The 12,842-nt window shown below is 74.6% G+C and carries 11 protein-coding genes; 8 read left to right on the top strand and 3 right to left on the bottom strand.

The window, feature by feature from the left end:
- Positions 1-134: 134 nt before the first annotated feature.
- The 6 genes from ACIBST_RS25060 to ACIBST_RS25085 all read left to right on the top strand — a co-directional run bounded on the left by ACIBST_RS25060 (position 135) and on the right by ACIBST_RS25085 (position 9,586).
- Entirely contained in the window at positions 135-1,265 is a 1,131-nt protein-coding gene (locus ACIBST_RS25060) for a sensor histidine kinase (protein ID WP_397174993.1), read from the top strand.
- Positions 1,266-1,392: 127 nt separating this feature from the next.
- Positions 1,393-3,948, top strand: coding sequence for a class III lanthionine synthetase LanKC (gene lanKC, locus ACIBST_RS25065; protein ID WP_397174995.1), 2,556 nt, complete (start codon positions 1,393-1,395; stop codon positions 3,946-3,948).
- Positions 3,949-3,951: 3 nt separating this feature from the next.
- A complete protein-coding gene (locus ACIBST_RS25070; protein ID WP_352327332.1) occupies positions 3,952-4,083 on the top strand; it encodes a SapB/AmfS family lanthipeptide in 132 nt (43 codons plus the stop codon).
- Between the two features lie 69 nt (positions 4,084-4,152).
- On the top strand, positions 4,153-5,817 hold the full coding sequence (locus ACIBST_RS25075; protein ID WP_397174996.1) for an ABC transporter ATP-binding protein: 1,665 nt from the start codon (positions 4,153-4,155) through the stop codon (positions 5,815-5,817).
- The gene (locus tag ACIBST_RS25080) at positions 5,814-7,580 is read left to right on the top strand and encodes an ABC transporter ATP-binding protein (RefSeq protein WP_397174998.1); all 1,767 of its coding nucleotides are present in this window, start codon (positions 5,814-5,816) and stop codon (positions 7,578-7,580) included. The genes ACIBST_RS25075 and ACIBST_RS25080 overlap by 4 nt, the downstream gene beginning before the upstream one ends.
- Positions 7,577-9,586 carry a prolyl oligopeptidase family protein gene (locus ACIBST_RS25085; RefSeq protein ID WP_397175000.1) on the top strand — a complete coding sequence of 670 codons (2,010 nt, stop codon included), beginning with the start codon at positions 7,577-7,579 and terminating at the stop codon, positions 9,584-9,586. Before ACIBST_RS25080 ends, ACIBST_RS25085 begins: the two co-directional genes overlap by 4 nt.
- Positions 9,587-9,614: 28 nt before the next feature.
- Here the strand turns inward: ACIBST_RS25085 and ACIBST_RS25090 are convergent, their stop codons facing one another.
- Complete coding sequence (locus ACIBST_RS25090; protein ID WP_397175002.1) at positions 9,615-10,223, bottom strand: response regulator; 609 nt, start codon at positions 10,221-10,223, stop codon at positions 9,615-9,617.
- A 144-nt stretch (positions 10,224-10,367) separates the two neighbouring features.
- On the opposite strand from ACIBST_RS25090, the gene ACIBST_RS25095 reads away from it, so the two are divergent.
- Entirely contained in the window at positions 10,368-10,856 is a 489-nt protein-coding gene (locus tag ACIBST_RS25095) for a carboxymuconolactone decarboxylase family protein (protein ID WP_397175003.1), read from the top strand.
- Between the two features lie 30 nt (positions 10,857-10,886).
- On the opposite strand, the gene ACIBST_RS25100 is transcribed toward ACIBST_RS25095, so the two are convergent.
- Together ACIBST_RS25100 and ACIBST_RS25105 are read right to left on the bottom strand one after the other, a co-directional pair.
- Positions 10,887-11,924 (bottom strand): zinc-dependent alcohol dehydrogenase family protein, encoded by a 1,038-nt coding sequence (locus ACIBST_RS25100; protein ID WP_397175005.1) that lies wholly within the window; start codon positions 11,922-11,924, stop codon positions 10,887-10,889.
- A 9-nt stretch (positions 11,925-11,933) separates the two neighbouring features.
- Complete coding sequence (locus tag ACIBST_RS25105) at positions 11,934-12,380, bottom strand: hypothetical protein (protein WP_397175007.1); 447 nt, start codon at positions 12,378-12,380, stop codon at positions 11,934-11,936.
- On the opposite strand from ACIBST_RS25105, the gene ACIBST_RS25110 reads away from it, so the two are divergent.
- Positions 12,354-12,824 (top strand): SDR family NAD(P)-dependent oxidoreductase, encoded by a 471-nt coding sequence (locus ACIBST_RS25110; protein WP_397175008.1) that lies wholly within the window; start codon positions 12,354-12,356, stop codon positions 12,822-12,824. The two genes, ACIBST_RS25105 and ACIBST_RS25110, sit on opposite strands and share 27 nt — an antisense overlap.
- The last annotated feature ends 18 nt before the right edge of the window (positions 12,825-12,842 follow it).

Below are 12,842 nucleotides of genomic sequence, written 5' to 3' on the forward strand. Positions count from 1 at the left end.
AAGTCAGCGTGTCCGGAAGCGGCCTCGGTCTTTACATAAGGTCGCGGTGTCAGGTCGATTAGAGGAACGAGGGAGCGGTGAGCGCACTCGCCACGCGTACTGTCCCGTCACGTCAACCGCACACCGGGGGTGAGGTGGACGCCACACACCGTGGCCCGGCGCCTCGATTACGTTCCAAGGCGCGCGTCCTGGCCTCGCCCGGCTGGGCCGGCGGGCTCGGCCTGGTGGCCGGGGGCGTCGGGCTGGTGATCCCGGTGCAGGCCGGGCTGGCCGGTGCGGGGCTGGTGGTCGAGGGGTCGGTGGCGCTGGCCGTCCTGCTCACGCTGCACGTCAGGTTCGTGCTGGAGGAGCCCGCGCGCCGCGCCGGATCGTGGTGGCTGGTGGCCGTCCAGGCGTGGCTCACGTACGTGCCGCTCGCGGTGCTCGGGCCGGCCTGGACGCCGGTGTGCGGGCTGCTGGCCGGCGCGCTGCTCGTGGTCGCGTCCCGGATCAGGTCGGTCGTGCTGGTGGCGCTGGCGCTGTCGTGCGGGCCGGTGCTGCTGGCCGCGCCGGGCTCCTGGCAGGTGGAGCCGGTGTGGGCGCTGGTCACCCCGCTGATCGGCGTCGTGGAGTTCGCGCTGCTGAGCCTGCTGGCCCGGGTGCGCCGGCTGTCGGGGGCCCGTACCGACGTCATGCGCCAGGCCGTGACGCTGGAGCGCCGCCGCTTCACCCGCGACCTGCACGACCTGGTCGGGCACCGGCTGACCGTCCTGACGCTGAAGGCGCAGCTCATCCAGCGCCTGGTGGCCGAGGGCGACGAGAAGGCCCGGCAGGAGGTGGGCGAGACGCTCGAACTGCTGCGCGACCTGTCGGCCGACGTCAGGGCCGTCGCGCACGGCCGCCTGCGCAGCTCCTCGCTGGCGGCCGAGCTGGGCTCGGCGCGGGCGCTGCTGGAGTCGGCGCGGGTGCGCTGCCAGATCAGGGTCGCCTGCCGTGACCTGCACCCCGACGTGGAGGAGGCGCTCACGCACGCGCTGCGCGAGGGGGTGACGAACGTGCTGCGGCACGCCGAGGCCGGGCAGTGCTGGATCCAGCTCATGGAACGCGACAATGTGGTCCGCCTGTCCATCAGGAACGACGGCGTACGCCCGCCGCGCCGGCCGGGGGACGCCGGTCAGGGCCTGCTCAACCTGGCCGAACGCGTCTCGGCGCTGGGCGGCTGGCTGGAGGCGTCCACCTCGCGCAGCGGGGAATTCTCGTTCAGCGTTTATGCCCCGCGCAGATAATTACCTTTTGTGAAAAACGCATCAAAGCACATTCCATAGCCATATATGGCGCATGTTGCGTGTTACTAGTCCGACCCGGCGCGGGTGCGGCAGGCTCTAACCACACCGCCTCGGAGGGCCGCGCCAAATGGACAAGTACGAGCTCTACTGCCTTGTGGACCAGTGTTTCTACGACACTCCCGACCACAGCACGGCGGCGGACGTCGACTTCGCCCAGCTGCGCCGGCCCGTCCCCGACGGCTGGGCCCACGACCTCAGCGACACCTGGGCGTACTACATGCCCACCGGCGAGGCGCCCCTGCCGACCCAGGGCTGGAAGATCCACGTGTCGGCCCGCGTCGAGGACGCCGAGAAGGTCGTCGACACCGTGTGGGACTACTGCGTGCCCCGCGGGGTCGCCTTCAAGTTCCTGCGCGGCCCGGCGGTGCTGGTCATGGTCAACTCCAAGGCCGCCTCCCGGGCCTCCAGCGGCAAGCTGGTCACCATCTACCCCCGGGACGAGGGGCAGCTCGAACTCGTGCTCAAGGAGCTCGACGAGCTGCTGCGCGGCGTCGAGGGGCCGTACATCCTGAGCGACCTGCGCTACGGCGATGGGCCGATGTTCGTCCGGTACGGCGGGTTCGCCGAGCGGCACTGCCTGTCCCCGTCCGGGGAGCGGGTGCTGGCCGTCGAGGACGGCGACGGCAAGCTGATCCCCGACGTGCGCGGCGCGACCTTCTCGGTGCCGCCCTGGACGACGCTGCCCGAGTTCCTCGAACCCCACCTGGCCGCGCGCAACGCGGTGACCATGGAGGGGCTGCCGTACCGGATCGAGAGCGTGCTGCACTTCTCCAACGGCGGCGGCGTCTACCTGGCCCGCGACACCCGCACCGACGAACGGGTGGTGCTCAAGGAGGCCAGGCCGCACGCCGGCCTCGACGTGGCCGGCCGGGACGCGGTCGCCAGGCTCGAACACGAGCGCGACATGCTGCGCCGCCTGGCCGGCCTGCCCGCCGCCCCCGAGCTGCGCGACTACTTCAGCATCGGCGGCCACCACTTCCTCGTCCAGGAGTTCGTGGACGGCACCCCGCTCCAGCGGCGGCTGGTGCGCCGCTTCCCGCTGACCCGCGCCACCTGCGACGAGCAGGATCTCGCCGACTACACCGCCTGGGCCACCACGACCCTGCACAGCGTCGAGGAGGCCGTCGAGTCGCTGCACGGACGCGGTGTCGTCTTCGGCGACCTGCACCCCGACAACATCCTGCTCACCCAGGACGGCCGGGTCGTGCTCATCGACTACGAGGTCGCCACCCTGGCCGCGGACCGGGCCAGGGCCGCGCTGGCCCATCCCGCCTTCGCCGCCCCGCGCGACCGCCACGGCGTCGAGGTCGACCGGTACGCGCTGGCCTGCCTGCGCTTCGCCCTGTTCGCCCCGCAGTGCACGATCATGCTGCCGATCCACCGGCCGAAGATCGTCCATCTCGCGCGGATCGTCAAGGAGACCTTCCCCGTCCCCGGTGCCTTCATGGACGCCGCCGCCGCGACCATCGCGGGTGACCAGGCCGTGGAGACCCCCGTGCCGATGCCGGGGACGGCCACCTGGGCCGAGCTGCGGGAGGCGATGTGCCGGGCCATCCGGGCCGCCGCGACCCCCGAGCGCGACGACCGCCTCTTCCCCGGCGACGTCGCCCAGTTCAAGCCCGGCGGCGGCCTCAACGTGGCGACCGGCGCGGCCGGCGTGCTGCTCGCCCTGTCGGCCACCGGCCTCGGGCCCTTCCCGGAGTACGAGACCTGGCTGCGCGAGCGCGCCCTGCGCCCCGCCCCCGGCTCCGGCATCGGCCTGTACGACGGCCTGCACGGCATCGCCCACGTCCTCGACCGGCTCGGGCACCGCCAGGACGCGCTCGACGTCGTCGACATCGCCCTGCGCGAGCAGTGGGAACGCATGGAGACGGCCCTGCACTCCGGATTGTCCGGCATCGGCCTGAACCTCCTGCGCCTCGGCCGGACCGAGCCCGCCCTGACCGGGCACGCCATGCGCGCGGTGGACATCTGCGCCGACCGCCTCGGCGGCCCCGAGGACGTGCCCGAGATCAGCGGCGGCGACAACCCCAGAGCCGGCCTCATGTACGGCTCGTCCGGCTCCGCCCTGCTCTTCCTGCACGCCTACGAGCACACCGGCGACCGGGCGCTGCTCGACCTGGCCGAGATCGCGCTCAGGCAGGACCTGCGGCGCTGCCGGGCCTCGGAGGACGGCTCGCTCCAGGTGAACCAGGGCTGGCGGATGCTGCCCTACCTGGACGAGGGCTCCGTGGGCATCGCCATGGTGCTCCGACGCTATCTCGCGCACCGCGACGACGACGAACTCGCCGCCGAGCTGGACCGGCTCAAGCTGGTCGCCCGCTCCGGGTTCTTCGTCCAGCCGGGGCTGTTCACCGGCCGCGCGGGCATCATCGCGGCGCTCGCCGGAGATCCGGTGGCCCGCGAGCTGATCAAGGGGTTGACCTGGCACGCCATCCCGTACGGCGGCGGCCTGGCCTTCCCCGGCGACGGGCTGTTGCGCCTGTCCATGGATTTCGCGACCGGTACGGCCGGCGTGCTGTTCGCCCTCGGGGCGGTGCTGGGAGACCAGCCGGCACGCCTGCCGTTCCTGGAGGCCGCACCAGAGCGGCCTGCGCATGATCAACCGCGGAAGGAGGTGTAGAACATGGTTCTTCTCGACCTGCAGGGTCTGGAGGCTCCCGCGGCCAGCGACGTGGCCAGCGGCGGCAGCTCGCTCACTGCTCTCACGTGTCACTCGGGTCACCCGAGCAACCTCAGTGTCGCTCTCTGCCACTGATAGCTGACAGGGTCCCCGCGCCGTTTCGTGGTGGCGCGGGGACCTCTCGAGTCCGAAGGAGGCCGGCAGGTGGGACCGGGAGACCGCCTGGTGACGGACGCCGTACGGCGCTGCGGCCCGTGGCCCGCCGTGCTGGCGCTCACCGCCGTCGCCGGCGCGGCCGGTGAGCTGGCCGTCCCGTTCCTCGTCGGCCGCACGCTCGACCTGCTCCTCGCCCGCTCGCCGGCGGCCGTCACCGCCCTGGCGCTGTGCGCGGGCGTGGTCGCCGTGGTGGTGCTCTGCGAGAGCCTCGGCGGCTGGGCCAGAGGGGCGAGCAGCGCGTACGCGGCCGCCCGGCTGCGGCTCGGCGTGCTGCGGCACGTGCTCGGCGTCGGCCGGGCCGCCACCCGCCGCTTCCCCGAGGGCGACCTCGTCACCCGGGCCGGGCTGAACGCCGAGGAGGCCGGACGCGCCCCCGAGACGGTCACCGGCGCCCTGGCCCTGCTGGTGCCGACCGTCGGCGCCCTGGTCGCGCTCACCCTCATCGATCCGCTGCTGACCCTCACCCTCGCCGCCGGCATCGTCCTCATCGTGTTCGTCCTGCGCGCCTTCCTGCGCGCCACGACCGTCATCTCCGGCGGCTACCAGGAGGTCCAGGGCGAGATCGCGGCCCGCCTCGTGGACGCCCTCGACGGCGCCCGCACCATCGCCGCCGCCGGGACCGCCGGCCAGGAGGCCCGGCGCGTGCTGGCGCCCCTGCCCCGGCTGCGCGAGCACGGCATGGCCCTGTGGCGCGCGAACGCCTCCGCCGGGGTCCGGTCGGGGCTGATGATCCCGCTGCTGGAGGTCGCCGTGCTGGCCGCCGGGGGGTTCATGCTGGCCGCCGGGCGGCTCACCGTCGGCGACCTGTACGCCGCCGCCCGCTACGCCGCCCTCGGGGCCGCGCTCAGCACCTCGCTCGGTTACGTCGGCGGCCTGGCCAGGGCGCGGGCCGCCGCCGCCCGCGTCGCCGACGTCCTCACCCTGCCCCCGGTCCGCCACGGATCGCGCGCGCTGCCGCCCGGCCCCGGCACGGTCGAGTTCCGCGACGTCGCCGCGGACGGGCTCACCGTGGGCGACCTGACGATCCCCGGCGGCACGGTCACCGCCGTCGTGGGACGGTCGGGCTCCGGCAAGTCCCTGCTGGCCGCGCTCGCCGGCCGCCTGGCCGACCCCGCGCGCGGGGACGTGCTGCTCGACGGCGTCCCGCTGCGGGAGCTGACCCGCGACGGCCTGCGCTCGGCCATCGGCTACGCCTTCGAGCGGCCGGTGCTGGTCGGCGACACCGTCGGCGAGGCGATCGGCGCCGTCCCCGGCTCCCAGGAGGGACGGGAGGCCGCCCTGGCGGCGCGCGCCGACGGGTTCGTCCGCCGGCTGCCCGCCGGTTACGACACGCCGCTGGCCGAGACGCCCATGTCCGGCGGCGAACGGCAGCGGCTCGGCCTGGCCAGGGCGTTCGCCCGCGGGGATCGGCTGCTGGTGCTCGACGACGCCACCTCCAGCCTGGACACCGTCACCGAACGCGAGGTCAGCCGGGCGCTCACCGGCGACCCCCGGGGCCGCACCCGCCTGATCACCGCCCACCGCCTGGCCACCGCCGCCCGCGCCGACCAGGTCGTCTGGCTGGAGGAGGGCCGGGTGCGCGCCGCCGGCCCGCACGAGGTGCTGTGGCGCGACCCCGCCTACCGGGCCGTCTTCCAGGAGGCCCGCCCATGACCCCCGGCTCCGGCGTCCCCGCGGCTCCCGGCGTCCCCACGGTCCCCGACTCCGGCGTCCTCGCGGCTCCCGGCGTCCCCGCGGTCCCCGGCGCGGCGGCCGGGTTCCGGCGGGCGCTCGTCCGCGACCCGCGGCGGCTGGTCGCCATCCTGCTCTGGTCGGTGCTGGAGGCCGCGCCCGCCTTCCTGGTCGGGCACGCCGTCGCCCGCGCCATCGAGGACGGCTTCGCCCGCGCCCGGCCGCTGACCGGGCTGGCCTGGCTGGCGGCGCTCGGCGTGGCGTGGCTGGTCTCGGCCGTCGGCGCCCGCCAGGTGGTGCTGGCCGTGGCCGCCGTGGCCGAGCCGTTCCGCGACGACCTCCTGACGCGGGTGGTGCAGGGAGCGCTGCGCCGCCCGCTCGACGAGCGGCCCGACAGCGCGGCCACCGCGCGGGCCGGGCTCCAGGTCGAGCTGGCCAGGGACGCCTTCGCCGCCGTGGTCACGACGGTCAGGGGGTTCGCGTTCACGCTGGTCAGCGTGGTGCTGGGGCTGCTGACGCTGGCGCCGGGCACGCTCGTGCTGGTGCTGCCGCCGTTCGCGGCCGGGCTGGCGTTCTTCCTGGCCTCGCTGCCCGCGCTGGCCCGGCGGCAGCGCGCGTTCCTGCTGGCCGACGAGGAGCTGGCCCGGTCGATGACCGCGACGGCCGCCGGGCTGCGCGACATCGAGGCGTGCGGCCTGCAGGACCGCGAGGACGCGCGGCTGGCCCGCCAGGTCGGCGCGCAGCGCGACGCCGCCCGCGCCCTGGCCAGGGTGACCGCGGTGCGCACCGCCGCGCTGGCCGTCGGCGGCTGGCTGCCCGTCGTCCTGCTGCTCGCCGGGACGCCCTGGCTGCTCGACGGCGGCGCCCGGCCCGGCGTGATCGTCGGCGCGCTGGCCTACGTCACCCAGTCGCTGGCCCCCGCGCTCGGCGGGCTCGTCCAGGGGCTCGGGGTGAGCGGCGTGCGGCTCGTGGCCACGCTGCGCCGCATCGCCGCCGCCGCGCCGCCGCAGCCGCCGTCCCCGCCCAAGGTCCGTCCGTCCGGCGGCGGCGTCACGCTGCGGTCGGTCACCTTCGCCTACGGCCCGCACTCGGCGCCGGTCCTGGACCGCCTCGACCTCACCGTCCCCGAGGGCGACCACCTGGCCGTCGTCGGCCCGAGCGGCGCGGGCAAGTCGACGCTCGCCGCCCTGCTCAGCGGCATCCTTCGGCCCGGCGAGGGGGAGGTGCTGATCGGCGGCGTGCCCGCCGACCGCGCCGACCCCGCCGCCCGCGTGCTCATCCCCCAGGAGGCGTACGTCTTCCGCGGCACGCTGCGCGACAACCTCGCCTACCTCGCGCCCGGGTCCGGCCGCCTGGACGAGGCCGTGGCCGCCCTGGGCGCCACCGAGCTGGTCGAGAGCCTGGGCGGGTACGACGCCACGCTGGACCCGGCGGCGCTGTCGGCCGGGCAGCGCCAGCTCCTCGCCCTCGTCCGCGCCCACCTGACCCAGGCCCCGCTGATCATCCTGGACGAGGCCACCTGTCACCTCGATCCCGCCGCCGAAGCCCTGGCCGAGAACGCCTTCGCGGCCAGAGGCGGCACGCTCGTCGTGGTCGCGCACCGCCTCACCTCCGCGCTGCGCGCCCGCCGCGTCCTGCTCATGGACGGACCCCGGATCACGATCGGCACGCACGACGAGCTGATCCGGGTCTCGCCCCTGTACGCCGACCTGGCCGGCCACTGGCAACCGGAGCCCGTGTCATGACATTTGCAGACGAATACCCGCCCGCCGAACGTCAACCGGTCACCGACCGCCTCCACGGGCGCGACATCCCCGACCCGTACCGCTGGCTGGAGGACCCCCTCGACCCGCGGACCGGGGAATGGCTGGCCGCGCAGGACCGGCTGTGGCGGGAGGCCGCCGCGCGCCTGCCCGACCGCGAGCGCTTCCTGACTCGGCTCACCGAGCTGAGCGTCACGGGCCTGGTCACCCCGCCCGTGTGGCGCGGCGGCCGGCGCTTCCACCTGCGGCAGACCGGCTGCCAGGAGCACCCGGTCCTGTACTGCGACGACCGGCCCTTCCTGAACCCGGCCGACCGCGACCCCACCGGCCTGACCACCCTGGACGACTGGCAGCCCGACCCGCAGGGCCGCCTGGTCGCCTACCAGCTCTCGCGCAGCGGCGACGAGAAGGCCGACCTGTACGTCGAGGACGTCGACACCGGCAAGCTCGTGGACGGCCCCATCGGCGGCTGCCGCTACTCCCCGGTCGCCTGGCTGCCCGGCGGCGAGGGCTTCTACTACGTGCGCTTCCACGAGGGCGTGCACCTGCACCGGCTCGGCGTCCCCGACGACGTCCCCGTCCTGACCGGCGGGCCGGTCTCCTACGGCGTGCAGCTCAGCGCGGACGGCCGCTGGCTGACGATCTCCGCGGGCGGCACGGCCGGCAACTCTCTCTGGCTGGCGGACCTGGCCGGCGGCGACCCGGCCCGGCCGCAGCTGCGGGTCGTCCAGGAGGGGGCGCACGTCCGCACGGCGGGCGCGGTGGCCTCCGACGGCCGCCTGTACCTGCTCACCGACCGCAACGCCCCCCGGCGCCGGCTGTGCGTGGCCGACCCGGCCGAGCCCGAGGTGTGGCGCGAGCTGGTCCCCGAGGACCCCCGGGCGGTGCTCGGCGCGTTCACCCTGCTGGACGGCGACCGCCTGCTGGTCTCCAGGACCCGCCACGCGGTCGGCGAGATCGCCGTGCACGACGCCAGGACGGGGGAGCGGCTGGGCGAGGTGCCCCTGCCCGGCAGCGGCTCGATCGCCTCGCTCAGCTCCCGCCCCGAGGGCGGCCACGAGGCCTGGTTCACCTACACCGACGCCGTCACCCCCGCCGAGATCTGGCGCTACGACGCCCGCACCGGCGCCGCCACCCTGTGGGCCGCCCCGCCCGGCCGCGTCGCGCTGCCCGACGTGCAGAGCCACCACGTCGAGTACACCTCGGCCGACGGCACCCCCGTGCGCATGGTCGTGGTCGCGCTCTCCTCCGGCTCCGGCCCCCGCCCGGCGATACTCAACGGCTACGGCGGCTTCGGCATCCCCCTCATGCCCGGCTACGCGGCCGACTCGCTGGCCTGGGTGGAGTCGGGCGGCGTGCTGGCCATCGCGAACCTGCGCGGCGGCGGCGAGGAGGGCGAGTCCTGGCACCGCGACGGCATGCTGGAACGCAAGCAGAACGTCTTCGACGACTTCGTCGCCGCGGCCGAGAAACTGATCGCCGACGGCTGGACGACCCCGCAGCAGCTCGGCATCTGGGGCGAGTCGAACGGCGGCCTGCTCGTCGGCGCGGCCCTCACCCAGCGCCCCGACCTGTTCGCCGCCGCCGTCTGCTCGGCCGGGCTGCTGGACATGGCCCGCTACCACCTCAGCGGCCTCGGCCCGTCCTGGACCGGCGAGTACGGCGACCCCGCCGCCCCCGACCACCTGGCCTGGCTGATGGCGTACTCGCCCTACCACCACGTCCGGCCGGGCGCCGGCTACCCGGCGACGCTGTTCACCGTCTCGGCCGCCGACACCCGGGTGGACCCGATGCACGCCCGCAAGATGTGCGCGGCCATGCAGTGGGCCCAGGGGGGCCAGGGGGCTCAGGGAGCCCAGCGGGCCGGTTCCCGTCCCGTCCTGCTGCGTCACGAGCGCGACGTCGGCCACGGTGCCCGCGCCGTCAGCCGGTCCATCGCGCTCGCCGCCGACGTCCTGGCCTTCCTGGCCGCCCACACCCGTCCCTGAGCGGGCGGGCGGTGACAACGGAGGGAGGTCAGATCCAGCCGGACTCGCGGGCGATGCGGATGGCGTCGATGCGGCTGCGCGCGCCGAGCTTGGCCGTCGTCCGGCACAGGTAGTTCCGGACCGTTCCCTCGGCCAGGAACAGCGACGCGGCGATCTCCCCGATGGAGGCGCCGTCGGCCGCCGCGCCGATCACGTCCAGCTCGCGGGGGGTGAGCGGCGGCTCCGGCGGGCGCATGGCCGCGATGGCCAGCTCCGAGTCGATGACCCGCTCGCCGTCGGCGACCCGGCGGATGGCGTCGGCCAGCCGCTCCGGCGGCGCGTCCTTGGCCATGAACCCCCGTACGTGCACCTCCAGCGCCTGCTTCAGCAGCCCGGGGGTGCCGACGCCGGTCAGGATCAGCACGCCGCAGTCGGGCAGCTTGTCGTGCAGCTCGCCGGCGGCGGCGAGCCCGTCCATGCCCGGCAGGGCGATGTCGAGCACCGCCACGTCCGGACGGCACGACTGGGCGGCGGCCAGGATGCGGTCGCCCCGCTCGACTTCGGCGACGACCTCGATGTCCTCCTCATAGGCCAGCAGCGCCACGAGCGCCCCTCGTACCAGGTTCATGTCCTCAGCGAGCAACGTTCGAATCACCATGGGGTCCTTGCGGTCGACCAGGCTTGCAACGTCCTGCGGGCCACTCAATCCTGACGTAAAGCCCGCACTGTGGAAAGTCCTCCTAAGTGACGGTAAAGCCGCCGCCGCACAAGTGGACGCTCATTTTGGGGAATGCTCATGGCCATGAAGCCTCGAGTGAAGCCCCTGCCTCCTGCGGAATGGGACGACTTTCAGCAGGCGAACCCCCAGAACGTGTTCACGACGCTGGGCCGGCACCCCGCGCTCTACGAAGGCTGGCTGCGCTTCGGCGGCGCGCTGCTCAACGGCGCGCTGCCGGCCCGCGACCGCGAGCTGGCCATCCTGCGCACCGCCTTCCACAGCGGCAGCGCCTACGAATGGGCCCACCACGCCCGCATCGCCCGCGAGGTCGGCCTGACCGACGTGGAGATCGAGTCGGTCCGCCAGCTCGACGCCCTCTGGCCGGTCGAGGACCGCCTGGTGTTACAGGTGGCCGACGACCTCCACTACGCGGGCGACCTCACCGACGCCACCTGGGCGGCCCTGTGCGACCGCTACGACGAGGTGTGCAGGATCGAGCTGGTCGTCCTCGTCGCGCACTACGCCATGCTGGCGCTGGTGCTCAGGACGTTCGGCGTGCAACTGGAGGAATGAGCTCTCACCCGCCCGTACGCGCCCCGGCTCTCACGCGCCCGCCCGCGGCAGGATCATCGTCACGCCCGGGACCGAGCCGATCGAGGCCAGCGCCTTGCCCGCGTCGGCCAGGCCGATCGTCCGGGTGACGAGCTGGTCGGGGTGCAGGATCCCGGCCCTGATCAGCTCCAGCATGGGCGGGTAGGCGTGCGCGGCCATGCCGTGGCTGCCGAGCAGCCGCAGCTCGTGGCCGATCACGCGGTCCATCGGCACCGGCGTCGCGCCGCCCGGCAGCAGGCCGACCTGGACGTGCCGCCCCCGCCTGCGCAGGCTCTCGACCGAGGCCGCGCACGTGCGGGGGCTGCCCAGCGCGTCGAGCGAGACGTGCGCGCCGCCCCTGGTCAGCTCCCTGACCTGGGCCGCCGCGTCGCCGGCCGAGCCGTTGACGAAGTGCGTGGCCCCGGCCAGCTCGGCCAGTTCCAGCGCGTCGCCGCTGATGTCCACGGCCACCACCCGCGCCCCGGACGCCGCCGCGATCATCACCGCCGACAGCCCGACCCCGCCGCAGCCGTGCACCGCCACCCACTCGCCCGGACGCACCTCGCCCACCTGGACGACCGCCCGGAAGGCGGTGGCGAAGCGGCAGCCGAGCCCGGCGGCGGTGGCGTAGGCCATCTCCTCGGGGATCGGGACGAGGTTGACGTCGGCGTGGTCGACGGCCACGTACTCGGCGAAGGAGCCCCAGTGGGTGAAGCCCGGCTGGGTCTGCCGCTCGCACACCTGCTGCTCGCCCGTCGCACAGGCCGCGCAGGCGCCGCAGGCGCAGACGAACGGCACGGTGACCCGCGCCCCCGGCAGCCAGCCGCGCACGTCGGGGCCCACGGCCTCGATCACGCCCGCCAGCTCGTGGCCGGGCACGTGGGGGAAGACCTTGATGTCGGGGTCGTGCCCCTGCCAGCCGTGCCAGTCGGAGCGGCACAACCCGGTCGCCTCGACCCGGATCACCGCCCCGCCGGGCGCGGGGGTGGGATCGGGCAGCTCGCGCAGGTCGAGCTCCCCACCGAAGACGTCAAAGGCAACCGCTCGCATCTCATGAGCTTAGAGTGAGTCGCCGCAGGTCGCGCAAGGCCCGGTGGGAGGGCGAGCCGGGTTCGGTGGTGTAGAGCACCAGCCGCAGGTCGTCGCGGTCGGGCACCGCGAGCACCTGGCAGATGGCGCGGCCACGCGCAGGTCGGCGACCGAGGCGCGGGCGAAGCGGCTCTTCTCCTCGTCGGACAGGTGCTCGGCGATGCCGGGCGACCTGAACACCCAGCGGATCACGTTGCGCCCGTCGGGCGGCAGGGAGTCCAGGTCGCCCATGAGCATGTTGGCGAGCGGGCTCCAGGCGCGCAGGTCGTAGCGGGCGTCCAGGACGTAGGCGGGGACGTCCTCCAGGAAGGCCAGCAGGTGCAGGATGCCCGCGGGCACGTCCTCCCTGATCCGGGGCGTCTCCAGCACCTGGCCGGCCAGCCGGAACAGGTGGGCGCGCTCGTCCTGGTCCAGCATGAGCGCCCGGCCGAGCGCGCCGAGCACCTGCCGACGGGTGCGGGCCCCGGCCCTGCTGAGTACGGCTGGCTCGACATCCTGGTCAACAACGCGGGCGTCGCCGGCGGGCTGGACGGGGGCCTCCCGAGCGCCGTCACCGCGCGGGAGCTGCGGGAGGTCTACGAGACGAACGTGTTCGGCGTGGTCACCGTGACCAACGCCATGCTGCCGCTGCTGCGCAGGTCGCCGGCCGGCCGGATCGTGAACATGTCCAGCGAGCTGGGCTCGATCAGCCTGGCCCGCACCCCGGTCAGCCCGTTCTGGGACCTCAACTTCGCCGCCTACGCCCACACCGGCTTCCGCACCGCCGAGCAGGGCGCGGCCATCGCCGTACGGCTGGCCACCCTGGACGCCGACGGCCCGACCGGCGCCTACCTGGAGGACGGCGGGCCGATCGGCTGGTGAGGTGTGGACACTTGCGTA

Origin of the sequence: Nonomuraea sp. NPDC049684 (assembly GCF_044465345.1) — a bacterium.
In the GTDB taxonomy this organism is placed as follows: Bacteria; Actinomycetota; Actinomycetes; order Streptosporangiales; family Streptosporangiaceae; genus Nonomuraea.